This is a genomic window from Nocardia sp. NPDC049526, assembly GCF_044465765.1.
In the GTDB taxonomy this organism is placed as follows: domain Bacteria; phylum Actinomycetota; class Actinomycetes; order Mycobacteriales; family Mycobacteriaceae; genus Nocardia.
Window position 1 is genome coordinate 129,870 of the sequence record NZ_JBITMA010000013.1, and the last position, 23,707, is coordinate 153,576.

Consider the following 23,707-nt stretch of genomic DNA (forward strand, 5'->3'; position numbering starts at 1 on the left):
GGGCAACCTTGGCATCGCGGCACGCGGTTTCGGTGGTCGCGGCTGCCTGGGGGAGCGGATAGCTCACCTCGATCTCGAGCTGCAGGACGCCGCGTGCGGCCAAGCCGGCCAGCTCGCCGACGAGGCGGCCGCGTTCGGTTGCGCCGATCTCCTCGGCGCGCTCGGCACCCCAGAAGCCCCTCATCATGGTTTGTTCGAAGAACATAGGGCCGGGGTTGATGACCATCCATCGGCTGAATCGAGCTGGACAAGCGCACCGGCTACCTGGACTGCTTCACCCACCGCGGCGGCCAGTCCACCCGCACCCCGGAGCTCAGACGCAACCTGATCGCGGTGCTGCTGGCGCACTCGACCAACCTCGGGCTGACGCGGATGGCCGAGGCATGCGGCATCACCTACGACATCCTGTCCTGGACCAACGACTGGTATGTGCGCGAGGAGACTCTGCGCGCGGCGAATCTGGTGCTGATCGACTACCACCAGCGCCTGCCGCTGACCGCGGTGTTCGGGGCTGGCACGCTGTCCTCCAGCGACGGGCAGCGGTTCCCGACGCGCGGGAAGTCGACGACAGCGCGGCCGATGAGCCGCTATTTCGCCGAACAGGGCCTGTCGACCTACACCCATGGCACCGACCAGCACGCCACCTACGGCACCAAGGTCATCGTCGCCACCAAACGTGAAGCCCACTACGTGCTCGACGAAATCCTCGGCAACGCGACGGATCTGCCGATCACCGAGCATGCCACCGATACCCACGGCGTCACCCTGGTGAACTTCGGCCTGTTCGACCTGCTGGGGATGCAGCTCTCACCTCGCATCCGGGACCTGGGCCGCATCACCTTGTATCGGTGCGAACCCCGCGCCGCCGCCGAGGCCCGGTTCTCGCAGGTGGGACCCTTGCTGACCCGCAAACTGAACCTGGAGTTGATCGCCGAGCACTGGGACGACCTACTCCGGCTGGCCGGGTCGCTGAAGTTCGGGCACGCCACCGCCTCCCTGCTGGTCGGCAAGCTCTCGGCATCGGGACGCCAGAACACCCTCGCGGCCGCACTGAAAGAGTACGGGGCGCTGCGCCGCACGATCTACGCCGCGAAATACCTGTCGGATCCGGACTACCGGCGCAAGATCGCCCGTCAGCTCAACAAGGGCGAATCGTTGCACGCGCTGCGCCGCGACCTGCTCTACGCCCACGAGGGCATGCTCCGGGCACGCCACCTCGAGCAGCAGGCCGAACAAGCCTGTGCCCGACCCTGGCCACCAACGCCGTGATCGCTTGGACCACAGAGTATTACGGTCTCGCGGTCGAGCAGATGCGCCGGTCCGGGCAGCGGATCGACGACGAGGTCCTGGCCCACATCTCCCCGGCGCACAGCGCCAACATCAACTTCTTCGGCGCGATCGAGGTCGACATCGACGCCGAGTTGGCCCAGCTCGGGCCGACCGGGTGCCGGCCGCTGCGAGTGCGCGACACGTTGTTCTGACCCTGCTCTTCGCGGCCGGGCGCCGGGGGCCGGACTGTGGGAGTAGGAGACTGCTGCCGGTGATCGCGGTCCGAGACCGGCTCAGCTTTCGAGGTAGGCGACCATGCCGCCGATGAGCCCTTCGATAGCGTCGTCGAGGTCGCTGTAGGTGCCCAGGGTTCGCTCGGAGGTGATTCCGCGCATGGCCGCCGGGATCAGCGCCGCCACCCGGCGCACCTTGACCGGATCGAGTTCCAGATCAGCGAAGGCCCCCTGGCATGCCTTGTCCCAGTGCGGTTTCCAGGACGCCAGCTCGGCGGCGGTGAGCGGGTAGTCGCGTTCGAGTTCGGCGTGGTCGCGGGGTAGCGCCGCGCGCAGGGTCTCGATGGCCAATGACTCGGGCTGGCGTAGTCCGATGGCCATCGCGTGAATGAGGGCGGCGATCCGTTCGTGCAGGGTGCCATCTGGTTTGACTCCCGCGGGCAGGTCCCCGCGCTTGACGGCGGTGTAGCGCAGGACCGCGGCCCACAGGCCGTCGATGTCACCGAACTGGTATTTGACGACACCCCAGGTAGCGCCGATGTCACGCGCGATCCGATTGCCGGAGACCGCGGCAGGATCGCCAGTCGACAGCGAGGCGATCGCCGCCTCGAGCATGGCTTCCCGCGATTGGATCCCGCGCTTGTTCGCGCGTCTCCCGTTCACCGCTACCTCCGTCACGAGGCTCGATACTACCCAGATCGACCTGGGGAATCCAGTTTCAACCAACCCTCTTGTATTGTTTCAAAGAGGGTTCTATTATCGTGTTCTCCGAGCGCGCGGCCGACAATCCGCGCCGAGACGGACAGCCCTCGAAAGACGTGGAGGATCGAGATGGCCAAACCACCACTGTCGATGGAGCCGACGGGATGGTTCCAAGTCGCGTGGAGCACCGAGATCGAGGTCGGCGCGGTGCACCGGATGAAGTACTTCGGGCGTGAGATGGTGGGGTGGCGATCGGCCTCAGGCGACCTCGCGGTCTTCGACGCCTACTGCGAACACCTCGGCGCCCACCTCGGCTACGGCGGACAGGTCTACGGCGAGAACCTGGTATGCCCGTTCCATGGGTGGGAGTGGAATCGCGAGGGCCGCAATGTGTGCATCCCCTACGAGAGCCACCCGAACAAAGGTCGCCGCATCCGCAGTTACCCGGTCGTCGAGCGCAACGAGGCGGTGTGGATCTGGTACGACACCGCGGGCCGCGCACCGTATTTCGAGGTGCCGGACATGTTCGAGGCGTTCGGTGACGGCAAGACCGCCGCGGACTACTATCCGCCGGTGCCCGCCGCGACATTGTTCCGGTCGGGCCTGGAACTGCATCCGCAGTACGTCATGGAGAACGGCGTCGACTTCGCGCACTTCAAGGTGGTGCACAAGACGCCGTTCGTACCGGAGTTCACCCGTCACGATTTCTCCGGACCGGTCTCCTACGTCGATTTCACCATCGCCTTCGACGAAGGCATCGCCGAGGACCAAGTCAACAGTGGCGTGGAATCGATCAACGCCGGATTGGGCTGTTCGATCACCAAGAGCTGGGGCATGGTCGACAACCGCACCATGCCCGCGGTGACACCGGTCGACGAATACACCTCCGATGTGCGGTTCACCGTGTGGATCGGCCGCAAGCCCGGCGACGAGAGCCCCGAGATCGGCCGCTACGGCAAGACCATGGCCGATTTCGTGATCGAGCAGTTCGAAGCCGACGTCCACATCTGGGCGCATCAACGCTACTCCGACCCGCCCGCCCTGTCGCAGAAGGAGTTCAAGGGCTTCAAGGCGCTGCGCGACTGGGCCGTGCAGTTCTATCCCGACGGCGGACCCGCGGGCACCGACCCACGCCGCCCCGACAGCGGCGCCGTGCACCCCGCGAACACCCCAGGCTGAGCCCCACACCGACACCGGCACCCACATCGCACGAAGCACAGACAGAAAGAGACACCGCTCATGAGCACTTCCGGCAAGATCCGGGTATTCCAGGTCGCCACCGGCAACCTCGGCACCGAGATGATCGGCCGCATCCGCAACCACCCCGATCTCGAACTCGTCGGCCTGCACTGCTATTCGCCCGACAAGATCGGCCGCGACGCCGGGGAGATCGTGGGCATCGGCCCGATCGGGGTGGTCGCTACGGGCTCGGTCGAGGAGATCATCGCCGCGCGGCCCGACGTGCTCACCTTCCACGGTGTGTTCCCGGACGAGGAACTCTACGAAAAAGTGCTCGAGGCCGGTATCGACGTGGTGACCACCGCGGACTGGATCACCGGTTTCCACCGCGACCGCAACCACTCGCATCCCTCGGGCCGCAAGGTCAGCGAGGTCATCCAATCCGCCTGTGAGCGTGGCGGTTCCACCTTCTACGGCACCGGCATGAATCCCGGCCTGTGCCAGATCCTGGGCATCGTGCACACCGCCGACGTCGCCGATATCGAGAACGTCACCGTCACCGAATCCGTGGATGTGTCCTGCCATCACTCCGTGGACACCTGGAAGGCCGTCGGCTACGGCCGCCCGATCGACGATCCGACGATTCCCGATTCGCTCTACAAGTACACCGCCGTCTTCGCCGACTCGGTCTACCTCATGGCCGACGCCTTCGGACTCGAACTCGACGAGGTGACATTCAGCTACGAACTCGGCGCCTGCACCAAGGACGTCGACCTCGGCTGGTACTTCATGCCCAAGGGCTCACTGGGTGCCAACTACATCAAGTACCAGGGCATGGTCGACGGCGTCGCGCGCGTGGAGACACACCTCGAATGGCAGATGACCCCGCACACCGACCCAGCGTGGAACATCAAGGGCTGCTACATCACCCAGGTCACCGGCGACCCCAACATCTACAGCAAGCACATGATCTTCCCGCGCAAGGACATGGACCTGTCGAAGCCGGAGAACTTCGCCGCTATCGGCATGACCGTCACCGGCCTGCCCGCCCTCAACGCCATCAAATCCGTCGTCGCCGCCCGCCCCGGCATCATCACTAGCGCCGACCTGCCCCTGCGCGGCTTCGCCGGCCGCTTCAACATCTGAGCTCCCCGGCCCCCGGCCACCCACGACGCTACCCCGGATAATGGGCTGTTATCGGGGTATGCGGGCACCGCCCGGCTGCTACCGAGGCTGATCCGCAGCCGCACGCGCGGGCCGGTGTTCGTAACGCACTGCCGGCCCGGCCCCGGCAAATGCCTCGCCGAGCGCGACCTCTGCCCCGACACCGGCCTGGCGCGGCTGTCCTATGACCAGGCCCGCGATCTGCTCGACGCCGCCACCGCGCTCGACGGACCCGGCACCGGCTGGGATCTGCACGAACTCAGACATTCCGGTCTCACGCACCTCGGCGAATCCGGCGCGAGCCTGCTCGAACTGATGGCCAAATCGCGGCACCGCAAGGCCGAGAACCTGCGCCGCTACTTCAAGCCCTCGCCGCAGGCGATGCGCGATCTCACCGCTCTGCTCGGTCCGGGAGCCGAGCGCCGACGCTGAACTGCGCCTTCGCCATATCCGTTGGTTTTCGCGCGGTTACTACCGGAACCCCGAGAGCACCCCGAAGGAGCTTCGGCTCACCGCACGGGCCGAGCAGACCCGGCGGATCGTCCGCGGACTTCCCCCGGACTTCAGAATCCGTAACGCCGGATTCCGGTCATCTGGCCCTCGCCCCTACAAGCAATGGCCCCGAAACGCGGTTGCGCTTCGGGGCCATTGGGCTCCGGCTACCCGCGGCTGCGGGCGTAGCCGTCCGGGTGCGGAAAACGCCCGCGCACAAGCTATTTCACCTGTCCGCGATCACGGCTGGCCGGTGACGAACGCCTACGGCGCCTGAGCCACCGCATGCGGCTTCACAAAATCGTATTTTTATGTAAAATTCATTTTGTGAGGGAAGTCATCTATCTCGACTCGGTCGAGCAAGCGGAGGTCCTGCTCAAACCGCAGCGGATCGAGATCATTCGCGCGCTGGCTGAGCCGGCGACGTGCGCGGACGTGGCCAGACTTCTCGATCAATCCCCGCAGCGCGTCAACTACCACGTCAAACGACTTGTGGACAACGGCTTGGTCCGCCAGATCGCCGAGCGCACGGTCCGCAATCTTCGAGAGGGCATCTATCAGGCGGCGGCCCGTTCCTACTGGCTCTCGCCCCGGCTCGTCGGCCATCTCGGCGTGCGACGCTCGAGTGATGCGACCAGCCTCGGACATCTGCTGGACCTGACCGAAGAAGTCCAACGAGACGTCGCGGGTATCGACCTGTCCTATCCGGATCTGCCATCGCTGGGCATCTCCGGACAGATCTGGATCCACCCGGACCGGCGCGCCGAGTTTCTGACCGAACTACAGACAACGCTGCAAACACTGTTCACGAAATATGGCGGCCGCGAGGGAGATCCGTTCAAGCTTGCCGTCGCGTGCTACCCCTTCGAAGAGGACAAACCATGACCGAACCACTCATCATCAGCGTTCGCACCAGCGCCTCTCCCAGCGCGGCGCTCAAAGCGCTCACCGACTCGCAGGCAGTGACCACCTGGCTGGCCGAGAAGGCCGACATCGACCTCCCGCGACGCTACGCATTCTGGGGCCCGTCCATCCCCGAAGGCGACGGGCCGCACCAAGAACTGATGTCGGCCACCGACTCGACGATCACTTTCAAGTGGCTGCTCGACGGTGAGCAGACCACGACCGAGATCGCCATCGGTGTCGAAGACGCGGAAACACGGGTGACAGTGACCCAGAGCCATTTCGACTTCAACGACGTGATTACCGGCGCCAGTATTCGCGGTGTCCTGCAATCGTTCTGGGCCCTGTCACTCGCCAACCTGGTCGACTACCTCGATGGCCGCCCACTCACTACCCGAGGCGACTTCACCACCAGCGATCTCGATGCCGAGGTCGATATCGACGCTCCCGCCGCCCAGGTCTACGACTCGTTGATCTCCTCGCAGAAAGTCTCCGAATGGTTCGGCTATCCAGTCGAGATCGAACCCCACATCGACGGCCGGTTCGCAATGGGCGGGATCGACAACAACCCCCACCCCGCGATCATCGTCGACCTCGTTCCCGAACGCCGCGTCAGCATCAACTGGGGACCAGGGGGTATCAGCACCTGGGAACTCGCCGACTCCGACGGCAAAACGCGCCTCACCCTCGTCTCTAGCGGATTCGACCAGGGCAATCCGCCCTACGCCGCTTGGCTGGGGCTGCTCGCCGGGCTCGCCGAGCTGCGCCGCTATCACGAAATCCCCGAATGGGAACCGATCACCGTCGCCGCGTGACCGACCCAGGGGTCAGCACGTCACCCGAAACCATTTTCCATTTCCATCCCGGGCCCACGCCACCGGCCATCGGCGCGACTAGGCCCGAACTATCCCGCATCGCAAAGGAACAACACCATGGACAACAAGGTCACCGACTACATCGCCGGACAGCCGTCGTGGCAAGCCGCGTTGTGCGAGAAGCTGCGCCAGATGATCCACGACACGCTTCCCGGCGTCGAGGAAAGCCTGCGTTACGGCAAGCCCCACTACCTGCTCAACGGCGACTACGCCGCGGTCATCTCCGTCTCGAAGGGCAAGGTGTCGTTCATGGTGTTCAACGCCACGGACATTCCCGAGGTCAAGGGGCTCCTACGGTCTCTCGGCAACGGTGAACGCAAAGCCGTCACCCTCACCGAAGGCCAAGCCGTCGACTACACCAAGTTGTCGGAACTCTTGACCAGAACCACGACGACGCTCCGATCGACGTAGCAACGACAACGCAGCACGCCATTGCCTCCGCCGAAATACTCTGTGACGGAGGCGAATAAAGCCGCGACTTTTCCTCTCCTGATCGTCGAACGGGCAGATGGAACTCAACCGGAATGGTGGGGGTCCCGGTAGTAATCGCCGAAGAAAGTACCTGGGGTTGAGGGACAGTCGCCCGAGATCCGGCGCTAAGGAGTTCCGGCACCATGGCCAGCGGTCGGGCGAACAGGCTGTGGCCGAGGCAGGAACATGATGAGTATTGAGACATCTATCCCGTTGTGCGAAGCGGCATTTCATGCCCTGTGGTAAGGGAGTCGGCCCACTGCCGACACTGTGACCTGGGGTGGGCCATCTTCGATGGCAGAACGAGTGCGTGACTTTGCCAGTGAAGGTGGCCCGTTCGACCTCCCCATTGTGTGAAGCGGCATTTTATGTCCTCTGCGGCAGGCCGATAGCGTCGGATTCATGGAGTGGAATTTTCGGTCGGCCGAAGAGCTTTCGGCTGCGTTACGTGCCGGTGCGGTGACCTCGGTGGAACTGACCGAGGAGGCGATCGCTCGTATCGAGCGCGACGACAAGGCGATCAACGCGATCTGTGTGCCGGACTTCGACCGTGCACGGGCCGCCGCACATCGTGCTGACCAGGCGCGTGCCCACGGCGAGGACCGGCCGCTGCTCGGCATTCCGGTCACGGTCAAAGAGTCCTACAACATCGCCGGGCTGCCCACGACCTGGGGCATACCGCAGCACGCGAACTACGTAGCGACCGAGGACGCGGTACAGGTGTCGCGGTTGAAGGCAGCCGGCGCGGTGCTGCTCGGCAAGACCAATGTGCCGATGACGCTGCGAGATATCCAGAGCTTCAACGAGATCTACGGCACCACCAACAATCCGTGGGATCACGGCCGCACGTCGGGTGGATCGTCCGGCGGTTCGGCGGCGGCCCTGGCGTCCGGATTCGGCGCGCTGTCCATCGGCTCCGACCTCGCCGGTTCGCTGCGCACCCCCGCGCATTTCTGCGGCATCTACGCGCACAAGCCGACACTCGGGCTGGCGCCGACCCGCGGCATGGTCGCGCCGCCCGCGCCGGCCTTGCCGATCGACCTCGACCTCGCCGTCGTCGGCCCGATGGCGCGCACCGCCCGCGACCTCACGCTGCTGCTCGACGTGATGGCCGGACCGGACCCGCTGACCCACGGCGTCGCCTACGACCTCGCACTGCCGCCCGCGCGCCACCAACGGCTGTCGGACTTCCGGGTCCTGATCATCGAGGACCATCCGCTCATTCCGACCGGATCTGCGGTGCGGGCGGGCGTGAACCGGGTCGCCGAGGCGCTCGTCGACGAGGGCGCCCACGTCGAACGGCACAGTCCGATGCTGCCCGATCCGGCCGAAGCCGCGACGCTCTACATGCAGCTGATGCTGTCGAACGCCGCCGCAGGTCTTCCCGTCGACGTGTACGAACAGCTGCAGACCCACGCCGCCGCCCTGAGCGCGGACGATCGGAGTCTCGATGCGGCGCGGCTGCGCGGCATGGTGCTCAGCCACCGCGACTGGGCCGAGGCGAACAACCGTCGCGAACTCCACCGCCACGGCTGGCGGCAGCTCTTCGCCGAGTTCGACGCCGTGGTGTGCCCCATCACGCCCACTCCCGCCTTCCCGCACGACCACAACGGAGGTCTGGAGAACCGGCACATCGACATCGACGGCGTCGAGTACCCGTACTTCGATCAGCTCGTCTGGGCCGGTATGGCCACCATGCCCGGCCTGCCTGCCACCGCCATACCCACGGGCCGGTCTCCCGAGGGGCTGCCGGTGGGAGTGCAGCTCATCGGTCCGATGTTCGAGGACCGCACCCCGCTGCGGCTGGCCGAACTGCTCGAGCAGAAGATCGGCGGCTTCCAGGCACCAGAATAGGGCGCACTGCCGGGTGTCCGTCGAGGACGAGGTGCGGATGACGAATGACAAGCCGGTCGACAGAGCACGGTCGATGACCTGCTCAGCCAGATAGTCGACCAGCTCACCAGACACATCCAGCGGATCAGCCGGGAGCATTCCCAAATTCCGCACCGTCACCAGCTGTACCGCAAACCCCAACCGGTCGGTCACCGCGACATGAAACCACCCACACCCCAACACCACTCGCTGACCGGCTTAACGCCGGATCTCTGGCGAATGCTCCCATACCCCGCGTAGCTCACCTGTGACGAGCGCAAAGTCCAGAACTATTGAGACTCGTCCAGATCCGCCGAGACGGGACAACTGACATTCGAGAATCCCAACTGGCTTGTGCGCGAAGTGCCGGGTACCCAGTTTTTCACCGGTTCCGTTGGGGATTCGTTTCGTATGTGCATACCAAACGAAAACGAAACTCTGATAGACGGATCGCGAGGCTTCAGGGGTGTCTGACCCCCGATAATGTTCACTTATCGGGGGTCAGATCCACTGGGTTGGCGGGCTGAAGGACTTTGGGGCGACACGGATTTCGTTTCGTGTGAATACGTTGGATTCGACGAAACCAACGCTACGATTCTGCGGTGTCCAACGTTTGCAACTACCCCGGATGTGCTCGACCGATTACGCGCGGCGGCGGGCCGGGGCGGCCCTCGGAATACTGCGATCACCCGGAGCACACCCGGTGGCGCGCTTGGCGAGAACGGCAACGGCAGCAACAGGAGTCACAGACGCCGGCGACTGCCGTCACTGTGACGCAAAAGGGGCCGGTGACGGTGGCTCGGTTGCGCGCGGATGAGCTGCTCACCCAGTTCCGTGGACTGGCCGATCAATTGGGGAACACGCTGAATGCGGCGGTGGCCGAGCTGTCCACGCTTGCCGATCCGGCGATCGCCGAGGCGCAGGTTCAGGCCGTGCAGGCGGATACTGCACGGCGCATCGCCGAGGCTGAGGTCGCCACGGTGGCCGCGGATCAGGCGCGACGTGAAGCGGAGGAGGCGCGCGCGGCCGCGGAATCAGCCGCCGACGATGCGGCGAGCGCGGCCGAACATGCGGAATCACTGGTGGCCGAAGCGAATACGGCGCGGTCGGATGCGTTACGTGAGGTCGAACGGGTCACCAAACAAGCCGCCGACGATGTCTTCGCGGCACGCAGTGAGGCCGATGCCGAAATCCGCACCATTCGCCGCGAAGCCGCCGACGATGTGGAACGCGCGCGGCAGCAGGCCACCGAGGATGTGGAACTGGCGCGCCGGAAGGCGGCGACGGAAATCGAGCAGATCCGGCGTGAATCCGCCCAACAGATCACCGCGGCCGGCGCTGAACGCGATCTTGCGGTACAGCGCGCCGCTGATGCCGAACGTGCCATCGAACGTGCCGAACAGGCCGTGGCCGAACGCAACCAGGCCGTCGCGGATGCGCGCGAGGAACTGAACCGACTGCGCGAGGAACTCGATCGCACACGCAATGAACTCGTCGAGGTGCGCCGCGCGGCAAGTGCAGAGGTCGCTGCGGTGCGCGCCGAATCAGCGGTCGCGCTCGAGCAGGCGCGGCGCGAAGCGGCTGAACGGTTGGCCACGCTGGACGATGCCCGCGCCCAAACCCTGGCCCGCGCCGAACGCGCCGAACGCCAGCTCGACCATATGGTCGCCGAATCCCGCCAGAGCCGAACCGGATTGGCCGCCGACGGCGCTCGCGGATAGGGGCAATCGTTATCAGGGCCGGGCACGCCTTGTCCGGGTGCCAATTCGGATCGACAGGTATCCCGGTTCACCGCTCACGCCCCCGGCTCAACCGCGCAGCTGCGCGTTGAGCCGTGCGGCCTGTCGCGTGAGGTGGTCGCGTTCGGGGAGGCTGGACGCCGAGCGGGCAGCTTCGCTGTAGAGCCGTGCCGCGGTCACCGGGTCACCGTCACGTTCGTGCAGGTACGCCGCGACGGCGGCGTAGCGGGGCAGGGCGGGGTCGAGCTCGGCCAGGGCGGCCAGGCCGGCCCGAGGGCCGTCGGCCTCACCGACCGCGACGGCCCGGTTGAGGCGGGCCACCGGGCTGTCGGTGAGGCGCACCAGTTCGTCGTACCACTCGACGATCTGCACCCAGTCGGTTTCCTCGGCCGCCCGGGCATCGGCGTGCAGCGCGGCGATGGCGGCTTGGGCCTGGAACTCGCCGAGACGGTCGCGCGTGAGAGCTGCCTGGAGCACCTCGACGCCCTCGGCGATCAGGCGCATGTTCCACAGGCTGCGGTCCTGCTCGGCAAGAGGCACGAGCCTGCCGTCGGGGCCGATCCGGGCCGGGCGCCGTGCGTGGTGCAGCAGCATGAGCGCGAGCAGGCCCGCGACCTCCTCATGGTGGGTCTTGGCCGCCAACTGGCGAGTGAGCCGGATCGCCTCACCGGCGAGATCGACGTCGCCGGAGTAGCCCTCGTTGAAGACCAGGTAGAGCACGCGCAGCACCGTGGCGACGTCACCGGTCTGGTTGAACCGAACGCCCGAGACGGTCCGCTTGGCCCTGCTGATCCGCTGGGCCATGGTCGCCTCTGGGACGAGATAGGCCTGCGCGATCTGACGGGTGGTCAGGCCGCCGACCGCACGCAGCGTGAGCGCGACGGCCGAGGCCGGTGTCAAGGACGGGTGTGCGCACAGGAAGTACAGCTGCAACGTGTCGTCCACCGCCTCGCCCGGGCCGGGCACGGGCTCGACCTCGACGAGCACCTCACGCCGCTGCCTGGAGGTATCGGCGCGGGCAGCGTCGAGGAACTTGCGCCAGGCCACGGTGACCAACCAGCCCTTGGTATCCCGTGGTGGATCATCCGGCCACACCCGCACCGCTTCGACCAGGGCGTCCTGCACGGCATCCTCGGCGGCCGCGAAGTCGGCTCCGCGCCGGACGAGGATCCCGATCACCGTGGGGGTGAGGGTCCGCACCAGTGCCTCGTCCACCGTCGGTCACTCCGTGATGGTCGGAGGCGCGGTCAGGAACGGGCGCACCTCGAGCCACTCGTGGATCGGCTTCCCACTCGCACCCGGCGCAGCGGACAACTCGCCGGCCAGCTCGAGCGCCCGCTCGTAGGTTTCGACATCGATCATCACCCAACCGGCGATCAGGTCCTTGGTCTCCGCGAACGGGCCGTCGGTGACTGGCGGTCGCCCCTCGCCGTCGTAGCGGACGAACGTGCCCTCCGGGGAGAGCGCCTGATGGTCGACGAACTCTCCGGTGGCCTCGAGCCGCGCGGCGAAATCCTGCATGTACTGCACGTGGGCCGAAAGCTCCGCCGGCGTCCACTGGTCCATCGGCACGTCGTTGCGCGACGCCGGCGCACCTCGGTAGTGCTTGAGCAGCAGGTATTTGGCCATCGTGTTCTCCTTGCTACGGTACGGCCCATTCTGGCCGTGTTCACTTCGGGGACGGAGCGGCGGGCGGATTCTCGACATCCCACCGCGAAATATTCTGGCGGACTTCGAAACTGCGATCAGGCGCGCTGCCGCTCGTCCCGCTGCCGAACCAGCTCCTCGACCGCGCTCGGCAGAGTGGTCTCGAAGTCGATCAGCTTCGCCCACGTCGGGGTCACGACGATCCGGACCATGCCGTCGTAGAGCGAACGCACTTCCACCTCCCAGTGAACCCGTTGCTCGGGCGCCATCTCGTAGGTGCCGTTCATCTGGAGATACTCGTCCGGGATGCCATCGACGACGTCCAGCTCGGCCCGACCGCGGATGAACAACGTCTTGGGCGGATGCACCTCGGTGTCGATCGTCATGGCAACCATCGGATTCTTGCGCAGGCCGGGGAGCTTCGGGGCGTTCTTCGTAGTGCACATGACGATCTCCGAGCCATTCCAGGTGAACGCGATCGGGACATTGCGGGGTGTGCCGTCCTTGGCGACGTAGGCCAAGCGGGTCAGGTCGCGAACCAACAGTTCTCGGCTGATCGGTCGGTTCAGAACTTCGGTGATCTCGTCCGGTTGCATGGTTATCCCTCGTTTTGTCGTCTTCTCGGTCGGCCTAGCGGTCGGTGGTGTCCCTGGGACGGAGCCGACGCAACATTCTCGACACTCGGAACCATGCTGAGTTCCAGGTCCTGCGTCCGGCAGCCACCACCTTTGGGTGCGCCCACAATGCAGAACGAAGACCGGCACACACGCCGATCTGCTACCGGACGCGCTCCGGACTTGCCGAGCGTCTCTCGGTGGGGACGCGGACAGATCCCTATCACCGTTGCCATTCGACGGAAGGGGGTATTGCACTGTTCTCGCCGGCCGTCGCGATGGTGCTGTACCGGTCGCTTCCTCGCCGCCGCATGGGGCGACATCGGCTGGGCGCGCTGCTGACCGTCGGCGCAGTGTGGAGCGCGAGCGAGCTCTGGCAGGCCGTGTCGCGTACCCGAACTCCCGGCGGCGTGAAAACTACACTCGCCGTTGAAGGATAGGGTGTCCCATGGCTGTTATTCACCGTACGACCATGTCGCCCAGCAAGCTCGAACTGCTTACCGCCTGGTTGCCGACTCGGCCGTGGTATCGAGACGGCGGCCGGGCGCCGCAGCTGAGCAAGGCCGGGGGTTTCCGGCTCGATGACCCGGCGGGTGCGGTCGGCATCGAATTCGTGCTCGTGCACGATGGCGCTGGACCGGAACCGATCACTTACCACGTGCCGTTGACCTACCGCGGCGCACCACTCGACGGTGCCGATGACGCTCTCGTCGGCACCTCGATACACGGTGTGCTAGGACAGCGTTGGATCTACGACGCGACTCGGGATCCGGTGGCGATCGCTCAGATCGTCGCGCTGTTGGCCGGGCAGGCGCAGCCGCAGGCGCAGAGCATGAGTGATACACCAGATCCCTCCGTTGTCTCGGTCGGCGAGTTCCCTTCCACTGCACCGGAATTCCATTCGGCTCTGGATACACCGACCCACACCGCCGTCGCCGTGGGCAGTGGTCGAAGCGTTCGGGTCGAGCGGGGACTGCGTCCTGAGCCCGCCACACCGGCTTCCGACCGGACGGATACCGTCCGAGTAACCGTGCCATGGCAGATCGGCAATGGTTCCACCGTGCGCGGTGTGGTCCTGGCGATCGGCGCATGACCGGACCCGCGCAGCGGCGGTGGTCCTGGACGGCCATGCGCCCGCGACTATTTCTCGCATTCGGGCTGTTCGCGCTCGCGACCACCGACATCGAGCCGTGGACGCGACGCGGACGGCGGGCGAGCGTTCGGCCTACGAGCGCGAAGACGACGCTCTGAACCCCGCCCGCGTCACTGATGCCGTTCTCCACGGGGGAGTGACGCGCTCGGCGACCTACCGAATCGAGGTCGACACCGACATCGAAGGGCACCCCGACTTCCGCTCCGACAACACGATCCTCGCCGCAGCGACACCCGGATCAGCTGTCGAACTGGAGATTTGGCGCGATCAAGTCGTCGCGGTGCGCTGGAACAACATCCGCGCGATCGGCAATTCACCACGACACGCTCAGTCGACGTAGAAATATCGCGACCCGAAAGCAAACACCCGGTTATCCACGTCCGGGGCCCATACTATGGAGCTATGCCCGAAAACGAGAGTGCGGGTCTTGGGGGTTCGCTTGCCGACGGGGTGCGGCCGGCGGTACTGGTCGCGGGTATCGGCTCGGTGGTTCTCGGAGTGCTGATAGCCGTGTGGCCGGACAAGACCGAGCGGATGGCGGAGTTGTTGTTCGGCCTATACCTACTATCGAGCGGTGCGATACAGCTGATCATCGCGATAGGCGCCCGGTTCGGGGCGGCACTGCGGATGTTCGTATTCTTCAGCGGTGTCGGCTCTTTGGCATTCGCCGTGATGGCATTCCACAGCGCGAATTCGATCCTGCTGCTCGCAGTGTGGATCGGCCTCGGCTGGGCCGTGCGCGGAATCGCGCAGGCGACCGTGGCGGTCTGGGCCGACGAGTTGCCCGAGGGTGGCTGGCAAGAGATATTCGGGCTGCTGACCATGATGGTCGGATTCATCATGATCGCCCTGCCGTTCGATTCGCTGGAGGGACTAGGCATGGCGGCAGGTGGCTGCGCGATCGTGATCGGCATGCTGGAGATTCTCACGGTCGCGCGCGGACGCGGGGCGACCGACCCGGTCGGGGCGCCCACGCGCATTCCGGCAGCGCCGAACTGAGTTGGCGCACATCCGAGTTGGTGTCGAATCGCGCTGGCGCGATGATCATGGGACGGGTTAACTATCGGTCATGGCACGCACCGATAGTGGTTCGGAACTGATCGTCGTCACGCACGGTGCCCGAGCCGGCATCGATCCCCATGCGGTGCGTGAGAGTCTCGCGGCACAATCGCGGCTGGTCGAGTTGCTGCCGGAAGGCGGTGCGCCGGTGCGCATTTTCGGGCCGCCCAATCGTCTGCCGCAGCGGATCGCGGGTACCGCGCGAGAGGATGTGGGCGCGGAATACCTGAACTACTTTGCCGTGCGCGGGGTCGGCGATGAACTCGAGGCGATCGCGGATCGACTGCGCGCCGACGACGCGGTCGAGGCAGCCTATGTCAAACCGCCCGCGGAACCGCCGATCGCGCCACCGGTCGTGCTGGCCGATATCGCGGCTCGCCGACTGGAAGACGCGCCGCCCGTGACACCGAATTTCGAAGCCCGACAGGGTTATCTGGACGCCGCGCCGCAAGGTGTGAACGCACGCTGGGCCTGGACTCGACCCGGCGGTCGCGGCGCGGGCGTGCGCATCGTCGACGTGGAGGGCGCATGGCGGTTCACCCACGAAGACCTGCTGGCGAACCAGGGCGGTGTGATCGGCGGTGCCCCGTCGGCGGATGCGGGGTGGCGCAATCACGGCACCGCGGTGGCCGGGGAGATCAGCGGTGATGTGAATACCTTCGGCATCACCGGAATTGCCGCCGATGCCGCTATCCGTGCGGTCTCGGTATTCGACGCGGGTTCCGCGGCCGCCATCCGCACCGCGGCCGACGCACTGAGTCCGGGCGACATCATCCTGCTCGAACTGCATCGGCCCGGACCCCGCCACAACTTCCAGAACCGTGAAGACCAGGCCGGATACATCGCGATCGAATGGTGGCCCGACGATTGGGCGGCGATCCGATACGCGATCGGACGTGGCGTCATCGTGGTGGGCGCGGCGGGCAACGGTTCGGAAGACCTCGACAGCGCCCTGTACGACACCCGCCCCACCGACTTCCCGACCTCATGGCGCAACCCGTTCCGCGGCGGTGCCGCCGACTCCGGCGCCGTCCTGGTCGGCGCGGGCGCCCCGCCACCCGGATTCCACGGCCGCGACCACGGACCCGCACGTTCGCGACTCGCCTTCTCCAACTACGGATCCCGCGTGGATGCCCAGGGCTGGGGCCTGGAGGTCACCACCACCGGATACGGTGACCTCCAGGGCGGCACCGACGAAGACTACTGGTACACAGACACTTTCAGCGGAACCTCCAGCGCATCCCCGATTGTCGTCGGCTCCATCGCCAGCTACCAAGGCTTGGCGGCCGCAGCAGCCGCCCGCAAGACACCGGCGGAGGTACGGGCTCGGCTCCGCGCAACCGGTTCCCCCCAAGTCGACGCCCAGGGCCGACCCGCGACCCAGCGGATCGGCAACCTGCCCGACATCCAGGCCATGATCGCACCGTAAACCCGGGCCGCGTCAGGTCGACGCGCAGTAAGTACCGTCCGGCGCCGACCGACCGAGCTCTCACACACCTTCCGGGCCTCGCGCACAAGGACGCACCGCGCGACACGCAGGGGCCTTCTGCCCGAAGGTGTGCGTCGGGGCGCGCGAAGGTGTGCGGATCGACTTGTCGGTTCGCGGCGGCGCGCGGGTGGAGTGGAAACTTGCGGACAACGCTGGGTGGCGAAAGGTGAATGGCACGTTGAACTTTCAACGTGAATTCGAGACCGGTCCCGGGGTGACCTGGACCATCGACGCGATGGCGGTCGTGCTGCCATTCCTGCCCTGACCTGGTCAGACGCTGCGGACAGTGGTCGTGTCAGATGTGCACCGGCACAGTCGAAATGGGACTCACCTGCCAGCAATGGGGGGTTTCGCCGATGTAATGGCGACCGAAAATTTCGGTAGGGTTCGGCGGCGCGGGCAGGGGTTGGGTGCTGTCGCGACCGGAGATCGATGTGACGCCGAGGAGACTGTGGTGGGTGTCGTTACTGTCCGCGAAGAGCAGGCAATTCAGCGGTTGACCGACCGCTTGGTCGACGACTACCCGGCCGATCAGGTCCAGAGCGCGGTGGGCGCGGCGCGGCAGCGGTTCGAAGGCCATCCGGTGCGAGAATTCGTCCCGATTCTGATCGAGCGGATCGCGCGCCGGGAACTGGCGGCGTCGACAAAAGAGGCCGAGCCCGAAAGCGTTGCCGCGCAGTCGAACCCGGGTCAGCCGCCTGATCTGGCGCGGGGGATGAGCCGAATCGTGGCGTCCGGCGGCACGCTGGTCGCCGACAAGCGGCTCATGGCACTCGCGGCGGCAGTCGTGGTCGTCGTCCTCGCACTGGTGGTCGCGTTCGCAGTACGGCAGCCCGACCAGCCCACTCCGGCCGGCACAACAGCAGCGCTGACCACGGTGCACGGTGTCGTCGGCTCGGAGAAGATGGCCTTCTTCGAAGACCCGCGCGTCGTGGAAGCCTTGGCCCGCAAGGGTATCGAGGCGGAGGTCGATCCGGCCGGATCGCGGCAGATCGCGACCTCCATCGATCTGGGGAAGTACGACTTCGCGTTTCCGTCGAGTGCGCCTGCGGCGGAACGGATTCAGCGGGCGCGCAATATCAGCACGAAGTACACGCCGTTCTCCTCGCCCATGGCGATCGCTACCTTCCAGCCCATCGCCGATCTGCTGACCGCGGCGGGTGTGGTGCGTCCGGGGCCGGTCCCGACCTTCGATATGGCCCGGTACCTCGAACTCGTGCGCAACGATGTCGAATGGGACAAACTCCGCGACAACACCGTCTACCCGGTGCACAAGAACATCCTGGTCTCCACGACGGACCCGCGGACCTCCAACTCCGCCGCCATGTACCTGGCCATCGCGAGCCACGTCGCCAATGACAACACCATCGTGCAGGGTCCGGCCGCCGAGCAGGCCGTGCTGCCCACGGTGTCACGGCTGTTCGTGCGCCAGGGCTACACCGAGAACTCCACCGACGGCCCGTTCCGGGAGTACCTTGCGGCGGGTATGGGCCCGACACCGATGGTCTGGATCTACGAGGCCCAGTTCGTCGAGGCGACCGTCCGCGGCCAGATCAAACCCGGCATGGTGCTGACCTATCCGTCCCCGACCGTGGTCTCCCAGCACACCCTGGTGCCCCTCACCGCGCCCGGCGATCGGATCGGCCGTCTGCTGGCCACCGACCCGGACCTGCAGCGCCTCGCCGCCGAACACGGTTTCCGCACCAGCGACCCGAGCCAATTCGCCAAGGTCACCGCCGACAACCACGTCCCGGTGCCCGGCGAGGTGATCGATGTGATCGACACACCCACGATCGATACCCTCGAACACCTGATCGACAGCGTCACCAAGTCCTACAACTGACATCGCAGCCGCAGCACCGGGCTTATCCGCAGCCTCGCGGCCGCCGAGTGCCTCGGTGCTGAGCTGGTTTGCGCCGCCTTTTCGCCAGGGCATCTACCGGCGACCCATATGTCCAGGTCATGACCGATTGCCGAGGTGGCGCAATCGGAGGATCGTGGAATACAAAGCGGGCATATCGGATCGAGGAGGCCGAGTAGCGGGGGTCGGGGATTCGAGTAGCCGGGCACTCGTGGCACGAGGATGTACGCGGGCCAGGCTAGGGGAGGGGAAGAAGAAAGGAGCGTCCTCATGAGCGGGATGTTCACCAGGACGGCGAGATATACGGCCAGATATGCGGGTCCATATCGGTCGGCGCCGACGGTCGGGACACATGGGATGGTGGTCTTCGGGACCGGCACCGACTGTTATTTCTCGCATCGGCCGATGTTCTTCTCGCCGTTCGACTTTCAGGTGCTGCTCGATATCGAGTTGGACGAGCGCGGCAGCCGGGCACTCGGCGCCGATCGACGCACCGGATTCCGCGGCGGCCACGCCTTCGAACCGGCGGACCTCGCACTCGCCGACCTGGATCCACGCGCGGATCATCCGCGAACTACATTCCGGGGCAACCTGATTCGCGGCCATCTCGAGCGCGGCGGCATCGTGATCGCACGTGACGTCGTGGCCACCGTGCGCAACATCGTGTCCTTCACGCAGCTCGATCCGCATCCCCTGCGCACTGCGGAACTGCTGACCCATCTGTGCTTCGGCCGGGAGGGCAAAATGTATGTTGCGCACCGGATCGGGCGGCGGCCGAGCTTCGATCAAATCGTTTCCGCCCGACTCATCCCCGGCACGGTTACCGACCTGCTCGGCGCCCCGCTGTCCGTCGATGTCACCGAGTTGGTGTTCGACCAGGCGCAGCCGATCATCCTGGGCCAACGCGATTTCGCCGGCCAGCGATTGCGGGTCGGCGAAATCGCGGTCGCGGCGTTCCACACGACCGATACCGGTGGCGGCCGGCAGGGCTTCCTCGTCGATATCGCCATCGAGCGACAGCTCTACTTGGAGGTCGCCGACCTGGTGTGATGTCAATACCCCGGAGGTAGCTGTTCGGGCGGATCCGCTCGGGGTGCGAATCTGGGATTCGATCCGCTACCACGGATCAAGCGCGAGATTGCGTGTCTATTTACGGTATTCGCGGAACGTGGCACGCAGGTCGTCGACGATGAGGTCCGGTTCCTCCATCGCCGCGAAGTGACCGCCTCGATCGAATTCCGTCCACCGCACGATGTTGTGATTCCGCTCGGCGATGCGGCGGACAGGGATGCCGAGGTCCTGCGGCAACACCGCCACAGCGACCGGCACATCGGTCTCCGGTTCGGGCCTCCCCCACGTCGCGGCACCCTCGTAGTAGTAGCGCGCCGACGAGCCCGCGGTGCCGTTGAGCCAATAGATCATGACGTTGGTCAGCATCGTGTCACGATCGACGGCGTCCTCGGGCACGTCGGTCGAGTCGGTCCAGTCCTTGAATCGTTCGACGATCCACGCCAGCTGACCTACCGGGGAATCGGCGAGCGCGTAGGACAGTGTCTGCGGGCGAGTGGCCTGCAGCATCGCATACGCGCCGAGTTCGTACTGTGCGCGCTGAGCCAGCTGCAGTGCTCGCTTCTCGGCAGGATTGTCGAAGTCGGCCGTCTCGGGGGTGACGGTGGCCGAGGCGATCATCGTCACGTGCAGCGCCACGACGTGCTCGGGATCGATCACTGCCAGTTCACGCGAGATGGCCGCGCCGGTGTCCTCCCCGTGTGCGGCGTAGCGGTCATAGCCGAGCCGCTGCATGAGTTCGGCCCAGGCCCGCGCGGCCCGGCTCGTGGACCAGCCGACCGCGGGCCCGGACAGTCCGAATCCGGGGATCGTCGGCACGACGACATCGAACGCGTCCTCGGCCCGGCCGCCGTGCGCGACCGGATCGGTCAGCGGACCGATCACGTCGAGGAACTCCACGATCGATCCCGGCCACCCGTGGGTGAGAATCAGCGGCATGGCGCCGGGCACCGCGGACCGGACATGGATGAAGTGCACATCGTGACCGTCGATCTCGGTGCGGAACTGGGGGAACGCGTTGAGTCGCGCCTCCTGCGCCCGCCAGTCGTAGGTGGTGCGCCAGTACCGGACCAGCTCCTGGGTGTAGTCGAGCGGAATGCCGTGCGCCCAGCCGACTCCGGTGACGCCGTCCGGCCAGCGGGTCTCGTCCAGTCGCCGATGCAGATCGTCGAGCTGGGCTTGGGGGACGTCGATGTGGAAGGGAATGATCTCTGCGCTCATGAGAATCACTTTATGGAGCAGCTAGGACATCTTGTGCCCTAGCTTTGCGGAAGAATTCGCAGTGTGTTGGAAACTTCGGCTCGTCTCCTCGAACTCCTGGCGCTCCTGCAGACACCCCGTGTGTGGACCGGCGCCGACCTGGCCGAACGCCTCGAGGTCGATGCACGGACCATCCGCCGCGACATCGACAAGCTGCGCAATCTCGGCTACCCCGTGCACGCGGTCGCCGGAGCGGCCGGATATCGCCTGGGTGCGGGAACCAAGCTGCCCCCGCTGCTCTTGAACGACGATGAGGCGGTCGCCGTCGTCGTCGGGTTGCGCACCGCGGCGGGCGGAACGATCACCGGCATCGAGGAGAGTTCGCTGCGGGCGCTCGCGAAGCTGGAGCAGATCCTCCCGGCCCGGTTGCGTCACCGAGTCTCGGCGCTCCAGGCGGCGACCGTCAGCATGCCGGCAGGCACGCCGTCCGTGGACCCGGACGTCCTCACCACGATCGCCGCCGCTGTCCGCGACCACGAACAGCTCCGCTTCGACTACCGCACCCACGACGGTTCCGAGATCCGCCGGGCGGCCGAACCGCATCGGCTCGTGCACACCGGGCGGCACTGGTATCTGGTCGGCTGGGATGTCGAGAAGAAGAATTGGCGCACCTACCGTGTCGACCGCCTCCGCCCGCGCATCCCCAACGGGCCACGATTCACCCCGCGCGAGGCACCCGAGGTCGACCTGACCGGCTGGGTGTCCCGCGGGGTCAGCACCGCCCCCTATCGCTACCAGGTGCGCATCACCCTCGAGGTGTCGGCCGCCGTCGCGGCGGACCGCATCCCGCCGACCGTCGGTGTCATCGAGGCGGTCGACGATGGGCACTGCCTGCTGCACACCGGCTCGAACTCACTCGACGAAATAGCCGTCTACACCGGGCTTTTCGGCTTCGGATTCCACGTGCACGAACCACCCGAACTCATCGACCACCTACGCGCGCTGGCGCACCGCGTCACCGCGGCCATCACGCCCCGCGACGACGCACCCGGTTCGGCTGACCACCCATCTTGATCCGCACCCCGACGAGAGAAGTGCACGTTCGGCATCGTTTGAAACAGTTGCGTGCCCCGGACGCGTGGGTCAGCGATCAGCAGTGACCGTCAGCGCCTCCAACAGGGCACGAGCGAATTCGGCCGGAGTTTCCCGCACGCCACTGTGCCCACCCGGGAATTCGACCAGCGGTCGGTCCAACTCGGTCGCAAGGGTTTCCGCGGTCCGATACGGGAGTTGCCCACGGGTTTCCCGACCCGCGGCCAACACGAGGCGGTCCACGACAGCGGCGAGCGCGGCCGTATCCGGCCGGTAGTCGGTGACCGCGCGCAGTTCATGAGCGAACATCAGCGGCGCGTTGCCCATGAGACGGCCGAGCATTTCGGCGGTGCGGGCCGGGACCTCGGCCACGTTGGGCAGCGGCTTCGAGGTGACGCCGACCGCCTGCATGAAGCGCCCGCCCGCGACGGCTGGGCCCTGGTCCCGGGCGAGTTCTACCACCTCCTCGACCATGGCCCGGTGCGCGTCCGCATCGGGCAGTACTGCGAAGCACGGCGGCTCGTGCGCAACGACCAGGCGCAGCCGTTCCGGATGGCGGGCGAGCAGGTCGAGCGCAACGACCGCGCCACCGCTCACACCGGCGACGTAGGCGAATTGGCCTGCGGGCGTGAGGTGTTCGAGCAGACGGTACGCGTCGTCGCTGAGCACATCCATCCGCTGGTCCACGGGTTCGGGAGCGTCCAGGACGCTGCGTGAGTAACCACGCGGGTCGGCGGCCACAACGGTGAACTGCGCGGCGAGGGCATCGGCGATCGGGTCGAAGATCCCGGCGTCGCCGCCGCTGCCCGGCAGCAGGAGCAGCACCGGGCCGTTGCCGCGCACCTCGAAATACAGGGTGGCGCCGGGCACTTCCAGGGTTTCGGATCTCACTGCGATTTCGCTTTCTCGTCGGTCGGCCAGTGGGTGAGGGTGATGTGCAGGGCGTCGATAATGCGATCCCAGGAAGTGGCGGTGGAGCGGGCGTGGCCGAAACCGCCGCTCGCCTCCAGATTGGCATAACCGTGAAAAGTGCTGCGCAACAGGCGAACCGCGTCGGTGATATCGGGTTCGTCGAGGCCGTAGGCGCGCAGCATCCCATAGGTCAGGTCGATGGCCCGCCACCCACCGCTCCATTCGGCGGCGACGGCGGGGTCCATCGGCATCTGGGTGGCGGCATAGCGGCCGGGATGTTCCAGGGCGTAGCGGCGCCATTCGTCGGCAAATGCCGCGAGCGCATCCCGTCCGGCGCGCCCGGCCACTGCCGCGGCAATGCGGTCGGTCTTCTCGTCGCTTGCCAGCATGGCCACCCGGATGCGCAGGTCTTCGAGGTTCTTGATGTGCGAGTACAGGCTCGCGTCCTTGACGCCGAACTTCCTGGCCAGCGCGGCGACGGTGATGTTGTCGAGACCGACCTCATCGGCGAGCTCCGCCGCCGCCAGCGTGATCCGCTCGGCGGTCAACCCGGCGCGTGGCGACATCGCATCTCCTCACTAGAACTAGGATGCCTAGTTTATAACCTAGTATCCCTAGGTTTCGCAAGTGGCGATGGGCCGCAAGTCATTTCAGATTGTTCCGGAAGAACGCGGTCAACTTGTGGAACGGGATGAGGTCGATACCGCAAACGT

22 protein-coding genes and 2 pseudogenes are annotated in these 23,707 nt (G+C 66.2%); 16 read left to right on the forward strand and 8 right to left on the reverse strand.

The window, feature by feature from the left end:
- Window positions 1–237: 237 nt before the first annotated feature.
- Window positions 238–1,481: pseudogene (locus ACIBW7_RS33645) on the forward strand (transposase); the annotation flags it as partial.
- Window positions 1,482–1,562: 81 nt separating this feature from the next.
- On the opposite strand, the gene ACIBW7_RS33650 reads toward ACIBW7_RS33645, so the two are convergent.
- Window positions 1,563–2,180, reverse strand: coding sequence for a TetR/AcrR family transcriptional regulator (locus ACIBW7_RS33650; protein WP_397053450.1), 618 nt, complete (start codon window positions 2,178–2,180; stop codon window positions 1,563–1,565).
- A 153-nt stretch (window positions 2,181–2,333) separates the two neighbouring features.
- Here ACIBW7_RS33650 and ACIBW7_RS33655 point away from each other — a divergent pair, with 153 nt between their 5' ends.
- The 7 genes from ACIBW7_RS33655 (at window position 2,334) to ACIBW7_RS33685 (ending at window position 9,142) form a co-directional block, all read left to right on the forward strand.
- Entirely contained in the window at window positions 2,334–3,383 is a 1,050-nt protein-coding gene (locus ACIBW7_RS33655; protein ID WP_397053452.1) for a Rieske 2Fe-2S domain-containing protein, read from the forward strand.
- Window positions 3,384–3,443: 60 nt separating this feature from the next.
- The gene (locus ACIBW7_RS33660) at window positions 3,444–4,529 is read left to right on the forward strand and encodes a dihydrodipicolinate reductase (protein ID WP_397053454.1); all 1,086 of its coding nucleotides are present in this window, start codon (window positions 3,444–3,446) and stop codon (window positions 4,527–4,529) included.
- Window positions 4,530–4,643: 114 nt separating this feature from the next.
- On the forward strand, window positions 4,644–4,979 hold the full coding sequence (locus tag ACIBW7_RS33665) for a hypothetical protein (protein ID WP_397053456.1): 336 nt from the start codon (window positions 4,644–4,646) through the stop codon (window positions 4,977–4,979).
- A 387-nt stretch (window positions 4,980–5,366) separates the two neighbouring features.
- On the forward strand, window positions 5,367–5,924 hold the full coding sequence (locus ACIBW7_RS33670) for a helix-turn-helix domain-containing protein (protein ID WP_397053457.1): 558 nt from the start codon (window positions 5,367–5,369) through the stop codon (window positions 5,922–5,924).
- The gene (locus ACIBW7_RS33675; protein ID WP_397053459.1) at window positions 5,921–6,757 is read left to right on the forward strand and encodes an SRPBCC family protein; all 837 of its coding nucleotides are present in this window, start codon (window positions 5,921–5,923) and stop codon (window positions 6,755–6,757) included. Before ACIBW7_RS33670 ends, ACIBW7_RS33675 begins: the two co-directional genes overlap by 4 nt.
- 117 nt (window positions 6,758–6,874) lie before the next feature.
- Complete coding sequence (locus tag ACIBW7_RS33680; protein ID WP_397053461.1) at window positions 6,875–7,228, forward strand: DUF1801 domain-containing protein; 354 nt, start codon at window positions 6,875–6,877, stop codon at window positions 7,226–7,228.
- Window positions 7,229–7,690: 462 nt separating this feature from the next.
- A complete protein-coding gene (locus tag ACIBW7_RS33685; protein ID WP_397053463.1) occupies window positions 7,691–9,142 on the forward strand; it encodes an amidase in 1,452 nt (483 codons plus the stop codon).
- Window positions 9,143–9,217: 75 nt separating this feature from the next.
- Here ACIBW7_RS33685 and ACIBW7_RS33690 read toward each other — a convergent pair.
- A pseudogene (locus tag ACIBW7_RS33690) lies at window positions 9,218–9,328 on the reverse strand (DUF4158 domain-containing protein); the annotation flags it as partial.
- Between the two features lie 620 nt (window positions 9,329–9,948).
- Between ACIBW7_RS33690 and ACIBW7_RS33695 the strand changes: the two are divergent.
- Window positions 9,949–10,881, forward strand: coding sequence for a hypothetical protein (locus ACIBW7_RS33695; protein WP_397053465.1), 933 nt, complete (start codon window positions 9,949–9,951; stop codon window positions 10,879–10,881).
- 87 nt (window positions 10,882–10,968) lie between these two features.
- On the opposite strand, the gene ACIBW7_RS33700 is transcribed toward ACIBW7_RS33695, so the two are convergent.
- The 3 genes from ACIBW7_RS33700 to ACIBW7_RS33710 all read right to left on the reverse strand — a co-directional run bounded on the left by ACIBW7_RS33700 (window position 10,969) and on the right by ACIBW7_RS33710 (window position 13,142).
- Entirely contained in the window at window positions 10,969–12,114 is a 1,146-nt protein-coding gene (locus ACIBW7_RS33700; RefSeq protein WP_397053467.1) for an RNA polymerase sigma factor, read from the reverse strand.
- Window positions 12,115–12,120: 6 nt separating this feature from the next.
- Window positions 12,121–12,528: a YciI family protein gene (locus ACIBW7_RS33705; RefSeq protein ID WP_397053469.1), complete on the reverse strand. Its 408-nt coding sequence runs from the start codon at window positions 12,526–12,528 to the stop codon at window positions 12,121–12,123.
- A 116-nt stretch (window positions 12,529–12,644) separates the two neighbouring features.
- On the reverse strand, window positions 12,645–13,142 hold the full coding sequence (locus tag ACIBW7_RS33710) for a pyridoxamine 5'-phosphate oxidase family protein (protein WP_397053471.1): 498 nt from the start codon (window positions 13,140–13,142) through the stop codon (window positions 12,645–12,647).
- Window positions 13,143–13,632: 490 nt separating this feature from the next.
- Between ACIBW7_RS33710 and ACIBW7_RS33715 the strand changes: the two genes are divergently transcribed.
- From ACIBW7_RS33715 to ACIBW7_RS33740, 6 genes are all read left to right on the forward strand, one after another.
- On the forward strand, window positions 13,633–14,253 hold the full coding sequence (locus ACIBW7_RS33715; RefSeq protein WP_397053473.1) for a 1,4-alpha-glucan branching protein: 621 nt from the start codon (window positions 13,633–13,635) through the stop codon (window positions 14,251–14,253).
- Between the two features lie 97 nt (window positions 14,254–14,350).
- A complete protein-coding gene (locus tag ACIBW7_RS33720) occupies window positions 14,351–14,653 on the forward strand; it encodes a hypothetical protein (RefSeq protein ID WP_397053475.1) in 303 nt (100 codons plus the stop codon).
- Between the two features lie 62 nt (window positions 14,654–14,715).
- Entirely contained in the window at window positions 14,716–15,312 is a 597-nt protein-coding gene (locus ACIBW7_RS33725) for an HdeD family acid-resistance protein (RefSeq protein ID WP_397053477.1), read from the forward strand.
- 70 nt (window positions 15,313–15,382) lie between these two features.
- Window positions 15,383–16,801, forward strand: a complete 1,419-nt coding sequence (locus tag ACIBW7_RS33730; protein WP_397053479.1) for a S8 family serine peptidase — start codon at window positions 15,383–15,385, stop codon at window positions 16,799–16,801.
- Between the two features lie 514 nt (window positions 16,802–17,315).
- Window positions 17,316–18,704 (forward strand): three-helix bundle dimerization domain-containing protein, encoded by a 1,389-nt coding sequence (locus ACIBW7_RS33735; RefSeq protein ID WP_397053480.1) that lies wholly within the window; start codon window positions 17,316–17,318, stop codon window positions 18,702–18,704.
- A gap of 288 nt (window positions 18,705–18,992) precedes the next feature.
- Window positions 18,993–19,772 (forward strand): hypothetical protein, encoded by a 780-nt coding sequence (locus ACIBW7_RS33740; protein WP_397053482.1) that lies wholly within the window; start codon window positions 18,993–18,995, stop codon window positions 19,770–19,772.
- 96 nt (window positions 19,773–19,868) lie between these two features.
- Here ACIBW7_RS33740 and ACIBW7_RS33745 read toward each other — a convergent pair whose 3' ends face one another.
- Window positions 19,869–21,011, reverse strand: coding sequence for an epoxide hydrolase family protein (locus tag ACIBW7_RS33745; RefSeq protein WP_397053484.1), 1,143 nt, complete (start codon window positions 21,009–21,011; stop codon window positions 19,869–19,871).
- Between the two features lie 63 nt (window positions 21,012–21,074).
- Between ACIBW7_RS33745 and ACIBW7_RS33750 the strand changes: the two genes are divergently transcribed.
- The gene (locus ACIBW7_RS33750) at window positions 21,075–22,064 is read left to right on the forward strand and encodes a helix-turn-helix transcriptional regulator (RefSeq protein WP_397053486.1); all 990 of its coding nucleotides are present in this window, start codon (window positions 21,075–21,077) and stop codon (window positions 22,062–22,064) included.
- A 69-nt stretch (window positions 22,065–22,133) separates the two neighbouring features.
- Here ACIBW7_RS33750 and ACIBW7_RS33755 read toward each other — a convergent pair whose 3' ends face one another.
- Both ACIBW7_RS33755 and ACIBW7_RS33760 read right to left on the reverse strand, forming a co-directional pair.
- Window positions 22,134–22,973 (reverse strand): alpha/beta fold hydrolase, encoded by an 840-nt coding sequence (locus ACIBW7_RS33755; protein WP_397053488.1) that lies wholly within the window; start codon window positions 22,971–22,973, stop codon window positions 22,134–22,136.
- A complete protein-coding gene (locus tag ACIBW7_RS33760; RefSeq protein ID WP_397053490.1) occupies window positions 22,970–23,560 on the reverse strand; it encodes a TetR/AcrR family transcriptional regulator in 591 nt (196 codons plus the stop codon). Before ACIBW7_RS33760 ends, ACIBW7_RS33755 begins: the two co-directional genes overlap by 4 nt.
- Window positions 23,561–23,707: the final 147 nt, after the last annotated feature.

Excerpts from the sequence above, each read along its gene's own strand:
- ACIBW7_RS33655 (WP_397053452.1), top strand. The coding sequence starts at position 2,334 with ATGGCCAAACCACCACTGTCGATGGAGCCGACGGGATGGTTCCAAGTC.
- ACIBW7_RS33660 (WP_397053454.1), top strand. The coding sequence starts at position 3,444 with ATGAGCACTTCCGGCAAGATCCGGGTATTCCAGGTCGCCACCGGCAAC.
- ACIBW7_RS33675 (WP_397053459.1), top strand. The coding sequence starts at position 5,921 with ATGACCGAACCACTCATCATCAGCGTTCGCACCAGCGCCTCTCCCAGC.
- ACIBW7_RS33680 (WP_397053461.1), top strand. The coding sequence starts at position 6,875 with ATGGACAACAAGGTCACCGACTACATCGCCGGACAGCCGTCGTGGCAA.
- ACIBW7_RS33685 (WP_397053463.1), top strand. The coding sequence starts at position 7,691 with ATGGAGTGGAATTTTCGGTCGGCCGAAGAGCTTTCGGCTGCGTTACGT.
- ACIBW7_RS33705 (WP_397053469.1), bottom strand. The coding sequence starts at position 12,528 with ATGGCCAAATACCTGCTGCTCAAGCACTACCGAGGTGCGCCGGCGTCG.
- ACIBW7_RS33710 (WP_397053471.1), bottom strand. The coding sequence starts at position 13,142 with ATGCAACCGGACGAGATCACCGAAGTTCTGAACCGACCGATCAGCCGA.
- ACIBW7_RS33715 (WP_397053473.1), top strand. The coding sequence starts at position 13,633 with ATGTCGCCCAGCAAGCTCGAACTGCTTACCGCCTGGTTGCCGACTCGG.
- ACIBW7_RS33725 (WP_397053477.1), top strand. The coding sequence starts at position 14,716 with ATGCCCGAAAACGAGAGTGCGGGTCTTGGGGGTTCGCTTGCCGACGGG.
- ACIBW7_RS33730 (WP_397053479.1), top strand. The coding sequence starts at position 15,383 with ATGGCACGCACCGATAGTGGTTCGGAACTGATCGTCGTCACGCACGGT.
- ACIBW7_RS33740 (WP_397053482.1), top strand. The coding sequence starts at position 18,993 with ATGAGCGGGATGTTCACCAGGACGGCGAGATATACGGCCAGATATGCG.
- ACIBW7_RS33745 (WP_397053484.1), bottom strand. The coding sequence starts at position 21,011 with ATGAGCGCAGAGATCATTCCCTTCCACATCGACGTCCCCCAAGCCCAG.
- ACIBW7_RS33760 (WP_397053490.1), bottom strand. The coding sequence starts at position 23,560 with ATGTCGCCACGCGCCGGGTTGACCGCCGAGCGGATCACGCTGGCGGCG.